This window comes from Yersinia kristensenii (assembly GCF_900460525.1).
GTDB lineage: Bacteria > Pseudomonadota > Gammaproteobacteria > Enterobacterales > Enterobacteriaceae > Yersinia > Yersinia kristensenii.
In genome coordinates this window covers 3,819,176-3,833,914 of the sequence record NZ_UHIY01000001.1, presented here as the reverse complement: position 1 = coordinate 3,833,914, position 14,739 = coordinate 3,819,176, and the positions used below count along the sequence as shown (strand labels likewise).

Below are 14,739 nucleotides of genomic sequence, written 5' to 3'. Positions count from 1 at the left end.
AAGAGTACACGAAAAAATACCGCTCGTCATTCGTCTCTAACGGGGAAGTTCGGCCAAATTAAACTGATTACGACCATTCTTTTTAGAATAGTAAAGCGCCTGGTCAGCTGTCTGCACCAAGTCAGCCTGATCAGTAATACTGCTGTGCAGCTGAGATTGATAGACGGTGACCCCCAGGCTGATGGTAACTTTGCGGAATTTGCTTTCACCGTGCTTGATACCCATTGCCCGGATAGATTGTAAAATATGCTCCGCAACCAAACTGGCACCTTTTGGGTCTGTGTCTGGCAAGATAGCGGCGAATTCCTCTCCGCCATAACGGGCGACAATATCGGTGCTGCGTTTCAATGATTTGCGCAATGCCCTGGCGACCAATCGCAGACATGCGTCGCCAGAAATATGGCCGTAACAATCATTGAAATTCTTAAAATAATCTATATCAATCATTAAAACGGCCAATGGCGAACTTGAGCGCCTTGCCCGCATAAATTCATGAGCCAATACTTTCTTGAACTCTCGGCGATTAGGTAATTTGGTTAGCGAGTCTGTTCGAGCTTGAATTTCCAGACGTCGATTAGCCTTAATCAGCTTAAGTTCTAGTAACTTGCGTTCATGGATATCTTCCGCCGTGCCGTACCAGCATTCCACATTACCGAGCTCGTCAATGCTAGGAACGGCGCGGATACGCATCCAGTTCCAGCCTTTTTCTACATGGCAAAAACGTATCTCGACGTCGAGTGGCTCTTGTGTTTGCAGAGAATGTTCCCAACTTATCAATGTAGGGTGGCGGTCATCCACATGGATGGTTCGCAGCCATCTGTCTGCCAGTGCTTCTTCACGAGTTAACCCCGTAATTTTTTCAAAGCGAGAGCTGATATTGGTGATCATACCGTCTGGCGAGGCCGTCCAGGGGATCTGTGGGTTCAGTTCCACCATATTGCGATAATGTTGTTTACTGCTGCGTAGCTTTTCTTCCATCTTTTTCAGTGCAGAGATATCGATCATCGCGACAGACAGGCCACTGACCTGACCGCTCGGATATCTGGCGGCATTGATACGCATGAAAAATACCCGTTGTTTATCCGGCATCTGAAACTCAGCATCTGGGATGCTATCGTTACAATAGGCTTTTAGCAGGGCATTTTGCAGAATAGGAACGATGCCAGGTAAGAACTCTGCCACTTTACGACCATTAATATCTACGGTTTTTTTACCCAATAATTCAGCAAGATAGTCGTTTACTGTAAGGTAACATATGGTTGTATCGATAAAACACAGCCCGGCTGGGGCACTGGAATAAATCGATTCCAACTCAAAGAGGCGTTGACTGGCATTATAAGGTAAATTGCTCAGATTACGGTCTATCCCCCGATAACCTTTGAATTCCCCATTATCGTCAAAAAGCGGGATACCACTGCTTTCTACTAAGACTTCGCTGCCATCTGCACGGATACTACGATTTTGTATACCCGCAAACGGAATACGTGCTGCCGCGATCTCGGCAAATATCTCACCCACCCGGTTAGCCTCATCTTCGGGCATAAAATCAAATGGGGTTTTACCAATCACGTCATGCGGAAGACGACCTAGTAGCTCGATAGATTTTGCCGATGAAAACGTATAATGGCCGGTAACATCAACCTCCCAGATCCAGTCTGAGTTATTTTCGATGATATCCCGTAAGCTGTTCATTTCTTTTAATAGAGTAATGTCAGCTGATTTCTCCCGATTATCATAATCAGTCATGGTGCCCACTCCTGTTTAATCGCGGCTTTCCTTAGGTAGAAGTCTTTCGGCTATTATTTAAGCCCGCAGATTGTATAACAGGGATAGATTTAGTACAGCTCATTCGGAATTTTCTTAAATTTAAGTTGTTTTTTAACTTTTATTACACTGAAAATTAAAGGGAAACTCATAATGTCCTACTCCAATACAGGATAAATATGACGTCCCCATAATTAACAATTAATACACAAGTACCAGACTCACATTATCCTGATAGTCACCTGGAGTGCGTTGGTGCTGATTGGCGTTAATCACGGCGTGATAAGGAACGAGTTGCGCGGTGCCAGTTCCTGAACCGGGTTGCATTGAGGTTGAATCCCATAATGTGCTGCCAGAAGCACCTTGGTACAGCTGATATTGTAAATAGTCAGTGACGGTCGTGGAGTTTAATTTCATTTGCCGCCAATTGGTCACAGGGTTATCCCCAGCGGTGACATAAGTATTAAAGGTCGAGCCTTTGGTACAGGTGAGGGTGATATTTTGGCTGACAGGGTTGAATTGGCCGACTAAAGCAAAACCACCGAAATTGACGTCTGGGGTGCTATTAATCGCACAATCTTTACTGACTACTAAGGTGACGGTCACTGTTGTGATATCAGTTCCAGTGCCATTCCCTGACCAGGAGCCAATACATGCCCCCAACAGATTTAGCACCTTGCAAATATTATAATGCCACCCCAAAGTGATCACATCGGTATAGGTTCCTGCACTAATGTTGGAGCTAATCACGCCATTGACGCCGGTACGAATATAGATAGGTAAGCTGGCGTTCAATGACCCTAAGTTAATTGAGAGTAAACTGGCGCTGCTATAATCGAGTGAATCACCCACTTTCAGTGCCGGGTTAAAAGATCCCGTGCGATAAATAGAGTAAGGGATAAGGTCGCCAGCCGCGTTTTTAAGGTTCAGGCTGTTCGTCGTGCTGGATATTGTGGCTGATAAGGAAAATGTCCCTAATAGTCCAATCGTGATTAATGCCCCAGAACAAGACATCGCGCTGTTTCCTTGAGCATTGACCGCAGTGGTGCCAGCAGCCACAGACGAACTGGGGGGAAGGGTGACGGTGCCGGGGGAAAAGGTGCAAGAATCAGCTCGAGCGGCCGGAGCAATAAGTCCTGCCAGTAATATTAGCAACGCGATAATAGCCGAAAGATTATCTGCAAAGCTTATTCCCACTTTATTCTGGGTCATATTTTCTCCATTATTTTCGCCAGGGTTGAATTATTTGCATATCACGCTGCCGATATTCTGTATTCCTACACTATTTTTCAGTGTGAATTGCACAGAGCAATGCGCACCATTATCCGCTCGGATTATTTTCAGTTTGTTATGGGGATTCGTTTGTTCAATATAAGCAATACCCTCCCAGCCCACATAGCTGACGGGGGGGGTATCGAGGCCAAATATCGGGCTGCCTTTGGGTAAATCTTTCCCCGACTCATCAGTAATATGTAGCGTCGCGGCAGTAATTTGTTCCAGCGGGAAATCGACTAAATAACCGCTACGTTCGCTAATAGCCAAGCGGCGCTCAACTTCTGGCATGGAAACATCCGCCGGTAGGCTCATCGGATCTATCTGGAATTTAGCCTGATAATAAGAGGTGACATTCGGAATTAATAAATAACCGTCGTCATTGGTGGTGCCTATTAACTGATTTTCATAACTTACAGGAATTTTGCCAAAGCCGCGGGTTGATACCAACGCAAATGCATCATTAATGGTATTACTGGCATAGATTCCATGGTTCATCATGACCAGTGATCCGCTGACTTCTCCCCAGCTACGATATTCGTTGGCATTGCCATACACACCAACCCGGCTCTCCATCACACGGGTTCGCCAGATGAGGTCGGCCTGTTGATAACTGCTGCTTTCACCGGTGCCATTGGCATAAGCCAGATTCCAGCCAAACCCACCATTCGTCGGGGTGGCGCGGCTATAGTTGACACGTTGACTCCAGGCGTTGTTGGTATCACGCACGCTGCTGATACTGCCCGCACCCCAATCTCCCAGAGGGAGACTAAAGACCATCTGCGCGTTGTAGCCTTTTGTGCCCAGTTCCCGGTTGACCGAGAAATAAAAACTGGTGTTACCCATTACGGTGGTGCTGTAACTGAGGTTGACCAGACGGGTTCGCTCCCCTAATGCATCACGGACATCAAAGTAACCGGAACCGATAGAACCATAGGCACCTAACCCGAGGCTGCCGGTGATTTGGTCTGTGCGGCGACTGGGCCGGTATTCACTTTTATAATTTGCCAAGTCGCCGTAGTTTTCACTGCGAGTAATACGCTGCGCATTCAAGCTGAAAAATGCATTGCTATAGCTGTAACCGAATGCGTATTGATCACCGCGCCCGCCATAGCGCAGAGACGAGGAGGCGGCCGGTAAATCGGCATTTGTTTCGGTGGGGGCGATGCCGCTGCCGAGCACGTCATCACCGGCTTCACTGATACTGTAGGAACCATTTAAAACACCATAATTACCGACACGTAAGCTGGCGCCACTTCCCGCGACATTCAGTTGTTTGGCAATATCTGCCCGGCCCTCAAGTGTTAGCCAGGGAGTGGTGCCATAGCGAAGCACTCCGCTGGCTACTGGGGAACCATAATCAGTAGAACGAATACCATAGTTTTGGCGTAGCATGCCGCTAGAAATACTGAAATCCCATAAACCGGGCTTGAGCAGATTACTGGCGACATAAAAAAGGATTGAGGTGCTGACCTGACGGCCTAATGCATCGGTGGTGACCACTGTTGCTTGCCCGGCACCATTGATTCTTGGCCCATTATCAATGACAAAAGGGCCGGGGTTAACGATTGCCGATTGGGTTCTAAAATTATCAATGTAGAGGTCAACGGTACTGGGGATTGCTGCCTGACCGGCAAACTGGGGCAGTGGGTAAGTGACTAAGTCCGGGCGGATGGCAAAGTTGCGCGATATCTGAACCCCACCCAAGCGGACTGAACTGCTCCACGTTAATGAGTTGGTTATCAGATCACCCGCCGTGTAGCTGATCATATGATTTTCATCATTTAATCGCCACTGAGTATCGTATCGGACATACCCCTTTTCGACAGTGATGTTATCGGTATCCGTCAAACTAGTGCGATAAACCCCGGTGTTACTGAACAAACCGAAGTGGTCGAATAGGCGCTGTTCCGTCCAGGCCGAAACATTACTGGGGTGGCCACTGTTATCTCCCTGACTGGCATAGACATCGTAGTTAAATAGCAGTCCAAGGCTGCTTTGAGCCAGATTATAGTCCTCCGTAGCGGCGGTATTGACCCGCTGCTGTGGTAACCATTCACTAGGGATATCAATGAGTAACCGTTGGTTATCGCCTTGGTAGGTAACATGCACTTTCTCCATAGCATCAATGGCAACTTCAGATGTATTCGCTACGGATGAGGGGAAACCTACCGCTTTTAGCTGCTCGGAGGTCAGATAATAATGCCCGCCACGGTATATCACTGGCACAGCTTCGCCGAAGTTGCGGCCATTAATCACCAGTTCAAGATATAAGGTCGTGTCAGGCATTACCGCAGCAGATGGCGGAGGGGGCAAATCATCCCCCAATACCGTTAGTGGTATAAATACAGGAGATATCATTGAGGCATACATCAATGTCAAAAATGGCGACAGCCTGAACTTGATAATCATGCCCAACCCTAACGTGTTTACAGTTATTCTTGTTTATCAATGCATTAATCCTGCATCATTCAATAGAAACTCTTCATCTGGATAATCTATTGATGGGGAATAACAATAGGTTTGGAGTGACTATTCACCAAGGCTGTCAATTGACCACCACTTGCTGACGCCGGAACTTGAAAACGCATTTCATTACCTGGCAGTACATAGCCCATCAGTCCGCTATTAATATTTTTATTGTATAAACTGACGCGAGAAATTCGGGCATGAGTCTGTCCTTGATTACGGATCGCCAACCACGATTTACCGTTATCCTGAATGAGTTTGTAACTAAGATTCAGTGGAAAGAAGGTCGCGGGGTTATTCGCATCTTCAGATTTCAGACCCGCACCATAGATAAATAACGGGATGGAGTAGCGCATCTGAAATTTCAGTCCCATAGCCAAAGAGGGCATCGGCGCGTCTTCGTTAGGGTCTTTGCGGGGTATTTCATCAATCAATATCCGGAAAGCTTGTTCCTGGCCTGCGGGTACCGGGGTGTTTTTAATCAGGCGGATCAACTGGCGCTTACCCGGCAAAATAGTCGCTACTGGAGGGCTGGCGATAATAGCCGATTGATTGCTGTAATCTTCTTGTCCGGCTTTTTGCTGCCAGCCTAATACGCGGATTTGCATATAAACCGGCTGACTGTCTTTATTTTCCAGCCACAGCGCCGTAGCTTTCTCATCACTGTTTATCACCGGATCAATCGGCCAAATTAATACCGAGGAAGCGGCATGAAGTGGGCTGCTGGCAAGGGCTGTGGCGAATAAAACTATTGATGCGAGTGATGTTAATTTAATCATGGCAAACTCCTTGTCGGTAAAGTACCCACATTAAATAAAGAGTTATTTAATAAGTGACAGTCACTAATAGCGTATCGGTATAATTCCCCGCAGTGGGGAGTGTGCTGCTGGCAAACAATTGCGCATATAAAATGATTTGTTGTAGCGTGCTGTTCGCACTAATGACTTGCGCCGTTCCGCCATTACTGCCATTGCCCCAAATAACACTGCGGGCGCTATCTTGGAATATTTGGTAAAACAGATATTCGCCCGTGGCACTATTGAGTAACCGCCTGCCAGCGGAAATATTGCCGGTGGTATTTGCCCCGCTATTGAGTGCCAGAGTGATACTGGGGGTGCCACTACATTGAATAATGATTGAACCGGCGTTTTGGCTGGAGACGATATTAATCGCTGTTGACAATGAAGAGATATTGCCAAAATTGAGCGAGCCAAAACTGCTGCTATCGGCAGTCCCACTGCCTAAAATACAACCGGGTAATATCGTTGCTTTGACGGCGAAAGGGCTATTTAAGGTATCGCCATAACTGCCGCTGACGGGCAAGCCGAATAAGCTAAACACCAGCAATTGAATTAAGGTGGGATAGAAACCGTTATATATCATATTGCGCCCTCCCTACCAATTGACAGTGACTTGAATGGTATCGGTGTAAATACCCGCCGCTGGTGTGCTTTGTATCGGGATCAGCCCATAAACCGGGAGGGTGACGGGTTGTCCGGTGGCAACTTGTGACACGCCCACGGTGTTGTCCCAAATATGGCTATGAGCGGCGTCGGTATATAGGTTGTAATTCACACGCTGACTTGTCGGCCCGCCCGCCAAATAGCGACTACTGACACTGCCGCTTTGGCCGGGGCTTAACAACACGGTAAAGCTGGTGTTTTTGCTGCATTGGACGGAAATCGCCCCGGTGTTGGCTTGGCCGGTAACCGCTATCGGGGTGTTCAACACGGTGGTTGAGCCAAAATTTAATGTGCCAAAGCTGGTGGCACCACTCACTGAGGTTCCCGCCATGCAGGTGGGCAATAACGTGGCATTGACCGTGATATTAGCGGTTTTGGAAACGGCATAAGCCGGATAAGTTCGCAGTAATAACAGCGAAAAAATAAACCATAATAGGGCCGTTTTATCACGATTTATCGGTGAGTTCGCCGGGATGCTATCCAGTGTCATGCCGGTTACCAACTGACGGTCACATTAACGGTGTCGGTATAGGTACTGACACTCGGCGTCGCCTGCACCGGAACTTCAGTGTAGACAGTGAGTGGGATAGGCGTGGCGATAGCGGTTGCGGTTCCAGCGAGAAGGCCCGCACCACTGGTCCCCCATGGGACAGTATAAGCATTGTCGTTATACAAATTGTAATTCACAAACTCGGAAGTCCCGCCAGCCAATCGACGTTGGGTACCGGAAGCATGGGCTCCATTATCTATCGCGATGCTATAGAGCGTCCCGGCGCTACAGTACAAATTCAGCGTGCCGTTGGCTGTGCTGCTATACGGTTGCCTGATCCGAACATTCAAGTCTGGTACCGAGCCAAAGTTGACTGTGCCTAAGTTAGCCAGGCCGCCAGGGGCAGAACCGTCATTGATATAACAGCCAGTAATAATCGTTAATGTCGCGCCTAACGTCCCGTTGACCGTACCGGCACTTTCTGCTGACGGAGCTGACTGTAATAAAACCATCGCACCTAGAATAAGTAAGGGTTTCTTCATTGTTGCTTCCTTAATCATATAATTTACAGCCAGGCAATCTAGAGTTGAGTTGGGCCAATGACATAGCGCAACTTATGATGACGACACGAATGATTAAAAAATCTAGATAATTAATTAATAGCAGCAAGATGTGAAAAGTGTCTAATTTTAATAAAAAATTACGCATCCATCTCATATTTATCATTTAATATGTTTTTTACTGGAAAAATAATGTGGGTGGCCTAAAGTCTATTTTCAAGGAAAATTGATGTTTTATGGTTTTGATTTTGAATGTGAATCCTTTCAGCAGAGTCATAAGTCTGCCGTGTCTGTGGGGTGAAAATCCTTATTGATTAGTTTTATTACTTAATGGAATGATGGAAATTCCTAATGCTAACGCGGCTAATAGTGCTGTGACGCCATAAGTTAATTGCATTCCTTGGGTAATATTCATCACTGTTGCTAATTGGCTATTTTGAGATGCTGACGCGAGGGCGAAAACAGCCCCCATGCCCGATGCGCCGGTTATCAGCCCAAGGTTACGTGAAAGATTGAGCATGCCGGAAACAACCCCTCGCCGTTCTGCGCCAACTGATTGAATCATTGAGGTATTATTGGCTGTTTGGAAAATGGCATAACCCGCCGTCATCACACAAACGGGGATGATATAGCCAAGCACACCCAAACCTGTGGGGATTATCGCCAATACTATGGCCGCGAAAGTTATTCCGACCAAACCGCAGGTAACCATGATTCGAACCCCCAATTTATCCACCCCATAGCCAGCCGGAATACCGCACAGCGCCGCGACTATTGGGCCAGCAGACATCGCTAACCCAACCCACTGCGCGGGCAAGCCCAAAGCACCTGAAAGATAAAATGGCCCGACAATCAGGGTCGACATCATGATGGTGCTGACCAACGCGCTCATGATTAAGCCCCCGCGCAACACGGAATGGCGCAATATGGCGGCTTGAATCAAGGGGTTTTTCGCGCTCTTTTCTGCCCAGATCAATAATCCGGCACTGATAGCTGCCCCGCCTAATAGCCCTAAATTATCAGCAGTGAACGTGCCATGCCCCCAAGTCATTGACAGCGCATACAGTGCGAGAGTCAGGCCTAACAGCAACATTCCGATGGGATCAAAACCTGAGCGAGGTTGCAGTATTTGAGTCTGATTGGTGGGTAAGTAACGCAATGCCAGGAATAGTGCCAATAATCCAAACGGAATATTGATGAAAAACATAGCGGGCCAGCCGAAGCCCGCAATTAGCATGCCACCGAGAGAGGGGCCAAGGGCGGTGCCGAGAGCGGATACTGTGCCGAGCATCCCCATGGCGCGCCCTGTTTTTTCCTGACTAATGGTTTCACCGACTAACGCTAAAGTGAGTGTCATCATGGCGGCGGCCCCTAAACCTTGCAGGATGCGGGCTGTAATCAACATTTCGATGGTGGGGGCAAATGCACACCCCAGTGACGCTAGGGTGAATAATCCGATTCCCGCGATTAACAATAGGCGCTTGTCGATAATATCGCCCATGCGCCCAATACTGATTGCCGAGGTGGTCATCGCCAGTAAATAGGCCAATACCACCCATTGCGCCTGTTGAAACGAAGCATTTAAAGCTTGGGTCAATGTGGGTAATCCGACATTAGCAATACTGGTGGCCAGGGAAGAAAGCAACATCGGCAGTGAGAGACTGAGAATTGTTTTTCGTAGCGCGGCATTGTCAGCTTTGAGTGAGTTTAGGCGGTGGGAAATCGTTTTCATGTGTGGATTAGCTCCAAATAAGACGTATTGAGGAGACTATTTCATTACATGGTAGGGCGGAAGACGCACTGGATGCAGTTTATTGATGCATACAACGCTATGTCATGGCGTTATATGCTAGAGTCACTGGATGACAAAACCTGATCTCAATTTGCTTATCACGCTCAATGTTCTGCTCGCGGAAGGTAGCGTGGTGCGAGCCGCTCAGCGATTGGGGCTGAGCCCATCGGCGATGAGCCGGGCACTGGCCAGATTGCGCCAAACCACCGGCGACCCTTTATTGGTTAGGGCGGGGCGGGCGTTGGTTCCGACGCCAAGAGCACTTGAGCTGCGTGAGCAAGTGAGCCAATTGGTACAAGAGGCCACATCGGCTCTGCGCCCGGCGGAGACACTGAATCTTGCGCAACTGACGCGCATTTTCACCTTGCGAACCAGTGATGGGTTTGTGGAAAACTTTGGTGCGGCGTTGTTAGCCCGAGTTAATCAGGATGCGGCGGGTGTGCGGTTGCGCTTTATGCAAAAAATGAACAAAGACAGTACGTTACTTCGCGATGGTATTGTCGATTTGGAAACCGGAGTGGTGGGGGCTTCTACCAGCCCTGAATTGCGCACGCGGGCGTTATTTGGGGATGGTTTTATCGGCGTGGTCAGGGCAGGGCATATATTGAGTGAGGGGGAGATAACCGCTGAGCGCTATGCTGCCCAAGGCCATATTATGATTTCACGGCGTCAGGGTCATAAAGGGCCGGTTGATGATGCGTTGCAATTATTGAGTCTTGAAAGAAACGCGGTCACTTATGTTGATGGTATCTCGACCGCACTGGCCTTAGTGAAAGGCTCTGATTTAGTGGCCACGGTTCCTGAACGTCACACCCTGAATTTGCGCGATGGAATGTACAGTTTCCCGCTGCCAATAACCTCACCGACTATCAGGGTTGCTATGCTGTGGCATCCACGAATGGATGCTGACCCAGCACATCGCTGGTTGCGAAAATGTGTGTTGGATGTCTGTGATGATAGCTATCAGGGCAGCACATTCGCTGCCCTGTAGGCCTGTTGTATTAGAACCGTGGTATTGCCGTCCCCCAGTTTCGCCAGTCTTTGGGCTCTTGTGGATTCAGCAAGAAGTGTTGATTCGCATTGGCTTTCGGGGCCAGTGGTGTGGTGGGGGGGGGTAGCGAAAGCAATGCCACCGCGAATAAATTGCTGGAAGGTGCCACTTTTCACTACTCCGCCAGTCAAGCCGAATTCAAGGTTATAACCGGATGCCAACCAGAATACGGTATTTTGCCGCACTAAGTGCTGGAATTTCTGGCTGATGCGCAGAGAAACTTGCACCCGATCAGACATTGCCCCCAGATTAAACCCAGTGACGGTACCCACCTCCAGCCCACGGAACAGCACTGGAGTGCCAATTTGCAACGAACCTGCTTCTGCGGTATCGAGAATGATACTCAGGCCATCAAGATAGCGCGAGTCGGTAATGGTGGCGGTTTGCAGCTCAAACGTGCGCAATGTATTACCTTTACCCGGCTCGACATTAATGTAGGGCTGGAACAGCGTATCCAGATTATTGACCCCTGCTGCGGAGATCTCCGGTGACACAATCGAGAAGCGGGTACCGGCGCGGGTAAAACTTTGCACGTATTCTGGATAGAGCACCGCTTTGGCTAATACTTCATTGCGCTCAGGGGCCAGTTTGAGTGATTCAACTTGACCAATATTGATGCCGAGATAGCGAATTGGCATACCAGCTGCCAGTTTACTGGCATCAAAGGTGCGTAAGATAATCTGGCTGCCGACGGCGCGAGCGGCGGTTTCATTAACATAAAGTGTGCGTTTTGCGCCTTTATCCAGCGAGACACCCTCGAGATTATCAAAGCTGATAGCGCCTTTTAATGCCCGATTCAGTGGGGAGGCCTGCACGGTGAGGCCACTGCCATTAAATTGCACTTTCGCACCGCCCTCGGCCCAGAAAATACTCTTATCGGTGAGCAGCTTGCGATACTCCGGCTCAATATAAACCTCCACTTCGAATTCATTGGCTTTCGGCCTAATCTGGGTAATTTCACCCACCTGGAATTTCCGATACAGCACCACGGAGCCGGTTTGCACATCGGGCAAACTGGTGGCCGTCAAGGTGAGGGTGGTCGCCGGGCTGTTGCCTAAAATGCCATCAAGGGCTTTGTCCACACTGCTGTACAGCGGGTATTTATTGAGCGGCTCGCCTTTGCCGCCCGGCAGAATCAGAATGCCGCCATCAATCCACTCCTGCGCACTGGCACCTTGGATGTCAATGCCGTCGATGCCGAGTTTTACATTCAGTCGACTGTTCACCACAAACTTACTGTCTTTATGCACTAAATCCCGGTATTTCGCTTCAATTGCTGCCGTAAAGCTGACGCCATCGGTGGACAGGTCGCGCGTCAAAATCTGACCAATCTTAATGCCATGCAGTGAGATTGGCTGACCCACATCAATGCCATAGCTTTCCGGTGCGGTGAGTTGCAATTCAAGCACATTGGGTTGTTGTAACAGGCTTTTGTTGCTGGGCAGCACGGTAAAACGCTGTTGGGGTTCACCCTCGCCGGGGATAAGTTCCAGTGTATTGCCGGTTAAAAGTTCACTCAGTTTGGCATCATTAAGGCTGATTCGTGGGCTGTTCATCTCAATACGCGTGCCAGTGCGCATTAAATCCACCACTGACGGATCAATGGTCAATTCGCCGGTCACTTTACTGTCCGGCTGAAGGGTCATTTTTGTCAAAGTTCCGACTTGTAAACCCTGATAAATCAGTGGGGTGCGCCCCTCACTCAAGCTGCTACCGCTGGGTAAATCCAGGGTAATAGCCACACCGCGCTGGCTATGCGCTAAATCGGGATAGAGCTGGAAAGGCTGATCGGGCTTTGCATTCTGACTGTTTGGCGGGGAATCAAAGGCAATAGCGCCATTGACTAAGGCGGCCAGGCTTTCCATTTGCACAGAAGCGCCACTTAGGCTGAAATCGCCTTTAAAACCAGACACATTCCAGAAACGGGTGTCATTCTTGACCAGTTTGGCAAAACGCCGGTCAATCAGCACATCAATGACAACGCCGTTATTATCAGGCGCGATGTTGTAATCATAAACTTTGCCCACCGGAATTTTACGGTAATACACCAGCGAACCGCTATTGAGCGAACCTAAATCAGGCGAGTGAAGATGCACCATTAACTCACCGGTATTCAGACGGAATTTGGGCTGGGTATCTAACGCGGTAAAGTGGCTTTGGGGTTTGCCTTCTCCCGGCATCATGCCGATGTAGTTGCCGCCCACCAAGGCATCTAGCCCGGAAACGCCAGCCAATGAGGCTTTTGGGGTCACCAACCAGAATTGAGTCCCTTCGCGCAGCGAATCTTCCATATCATTTTTGATACTGGCGGTGACTTTAATATTGCGCAGGTCATCATCCAGACTGATGGATTGCACCATGCCAACTTCCACACCTTGATAGCGAATCGGGGTACGCCCCGCGACAATCCCCGCTGCTGATTGGAAATCAATAGTGACTTCGGTGCCACGTTCCTGCCAGTTGTTATAAACCAGCCACCCCGCAATCAGCAGGGCAATAAAAGGCAGTAACCAGAACGGCGATATCCGGCGTTTATGTTTAATTTGTGCCTCAGTCGGTGTATTCGGCGTTTCCTGTTGCATGTGCATCCCAAATCAATCGGCTATCCAGCCACTCAACAGCAAGGATAGTCAAAATGACCGCAGACCCAAAATAGAAGGCTGCTGGCCCCATAGTGAAAGAAAGGAGCTGATCGCGATTAATCAGCGACATCATTAGTGCAATAACAAAGAGATCCAACATCGACCAGCGGCCAATCCAGGTTATTAGGCGCAGCAACCGCATTCGGGTTTTCAGACTGTGCTGTGTCTTGAGATGAATACTCAGCAACAATGTTATTAAGACAATAACTTTGGTAAAGGGCACCAGCACACTGGCGATAAACACCACGGCGGCAATAGGCAGGTTACCCGATGAAGCGAGAGAAACCACGCCTGAGAAGATAGTATCTTCCATGCGCACGCCGTTGGCATAAACAATTGATATCGGCAATAGGTTAGCGGGCAATAACAATACAATAGAGGCAATTAATGCCGCCCAAGTTTTTTGGATACTGTGACGGCGGCGATGGCGCAAAGGTGTATGGCAACGCGGGCAGCGCCCCTGCACATCAGGGTGCCCAGTATAATGACAGGAGAGACAAGCTCGCAGTGTCTCTCGAGGGCCGGGGGGGGGCTCTTGCGGATAAAAGCGCTCCCACAATTGCTCCAGATTCAAATGCACCAGCACCAGAATACTCAGCAATGTTAAGGTCAGATAGGCTATTAATCCGCTACCGGCCATTACGTCGGCGTATTCTTTGACTTTAATACAGGCCACCGCCATGCCGATAAGATAGATATCCAGCATGACCCACTCTTTCAAGCGCTCCAACATCAGCAAAATGGGACGCAGGTTCATGCCAATCCGGCTACCAATCCGCAGATACAGTATTGAGACGGTCAATGTAATCGGTGCACCCAAAATACAAAATGCCACCATACTGGCGGTAATCGGGTGGCCCTGACTGCTCATCTGCCAAATCCCCTCCAGCAAACTGGCATCAATGCGCGTACCGAGCAGGCGGATAGTAATGAGCGGCTCAGTAAAGGCAAACGGCATCAATAACAGCATAGCGACAGCGATGGCTGTCAGGCGGGTCAATGACCAATCGCGACCGCTGGCTATTTTCGCACTGCAACGCGGGCAATAGGCAGTCTGCCTGCTATTGAGAGGGGGCAAGGTAAACAGCGCATCGCACTGACAGCACCGCTGACCCCTCGCGGTGGACAATGGGCGTTGAATGGCATGTATCTTCATCAGATAAGAACCCTGACCCAATATATAAATAATAAAGCGGATGGTAGCAGAGCAATGAGTCAAAACAAGGGGCAAAAAGG

At 49.0% G+C, this 14,739-nt stretch carries 10 protein-coding genes and 1 pseudogene; 1 reads left to right on the top strand and 10 read right to left on the bottom strand.

Features of this window, described 5'->3' with window-relative positions; all coding sequences use genetic code 11:
* Positions 1–36: 36 nt before the first annotated feature.
* The 8 genes from DX162_RS17565 to DX162_RS17530 all read right to left on the bottom strand — a co-directional run bounded on the left by DX162_RS17565 (position 37) and on the right by DX162_RS17530 (position 9,750).
* Complete coding sequence (locus DX162_RS17565) at positions 37–1,746, bottom strand: sensor domain-containing diguanylate cyclase (RefSeq protein WP_098080843.1); 1,710 nt, start codon at positions 1,744–1,746, stop codon at positions 37–39.
* A 219-nt stretch (positions 1,747–1,965) separates the two neighbouring features.
* Entirely contained in the window at positions 1,966–2,976 is a 1,011-nt protein-coding gene (locus tag DX162_RS17560; protein WP_004392731.1) for a Csu type fimbrial protein, read from the bottom strand.
* Positions 2,977–3,006: 30 nt separating this feature from the next.
* A complete protein-coding gene (locus DX162_RS17555) occupies positions 3,007–5,448 on the bottom strand; it encodes a fimbria/pilus outer membrane usher protein (protein ID WP_004392730.1) in 2,442 nt (813 codons plus the stop codon).
* A gap of 86 nt (positions 5,449–5,534) precedes the next feature.
* A complete protein-coding gene (locus tag DX162_RS17550; RefSeq protein ID WP_004392728.1) occupies positions 5,535–6,284 on the bottom strand; it encodes a fimbrial biogenesis chaperone in 750 nt (249 codons plus the stop codon).
* 46 nt (positions 6,285–6,330) lie between these two features.
* The gene (locus tag DX162_RS17545) at positions 6,331–6,888 is read right to left on the bottom strand and encodes a Csu type fimbrial protein (protein WP_004392727.1); all 558 of its coding nucleotides are present in this window, start codon (positions 6,886–6,888) and stop codon (positions 6,331–6,333) included.
* A gap of 12 nt (positions 6,889–6,900) precedes the next feature.
* Entirely contained in the window at positions 6,901–7,458 is a 558-nt protein-coding gene (locus DX162_RS17540; RefSeq protein ID WP_004392726.1) for a Csu type fimbrial protein, read from the bottom strand.
* A 5-nt stretch (positions 7,459–7,463) separates the two neighbouring features.
* Positions 7,464–8,018 (bottom strand): Csu type fimbrial protein, encoded by a 555-nt coding sequence (locus DX162_RS17535; protein WP_004392725.1) that lies wholly within the window; start codon positions 8,016–8,018, stop codon positions 7,464–7,466.
* A gap of 307 nt (positions 8,019–8,325) precedes the next feature.
* Positions 8,326–9,750: an MFS transporter gene (locus DX162_RS17530; protein ID WP_115155881.1), complete on the bottom strand. Its 1,425-nt coding sequence runs from the start codon at positions 9,748–9,750 to the stop codon at positions 8,326–8,328.
* A gap of 130 nt (positions 9,751–9,880) precedes the next feature.
* Here DX162_RS17530 and DX162_RS17525 point away from each other — a divergent pair, with 130 nt between their 5' ends.
* Positions 9,881–10,801: a LysR family transcriptional regulator gene (locus DX162_RS17525; RefSeq protein ID WP_032820957.1), complete on the top strand. Its 921-nt coding sequence runs from the start codon at positions 9,881–9,883 to the stop codon at positions 10,799–10,801.
* 10 nt (positions 10,802–10,811) lie between these two features.
* Here the strand turns inward: DX162_RS17525 and DX162_RS17520 are convergent.
* A pseudogene (locus DX162_RS17520) lies at positions 10,812–13,443 on the bottom strand (PqiB family protein).
* A complete protein-coding gene (gene yebS, locus DX162_RS17515) occupies positions 13,412–14,659 on the bottom strand; it encodes a membrane integrity lipid transport subunit YebS (protein ID WP_032820975.1) in 1,248 nt (415 codons plus the stop codon). Before yebS ends, DX162_RS17520 begins: the two are co-directional and overlap by 32 nt.
* Positions 14,660–14,739 lie beyond the last annotated feature (80 nt).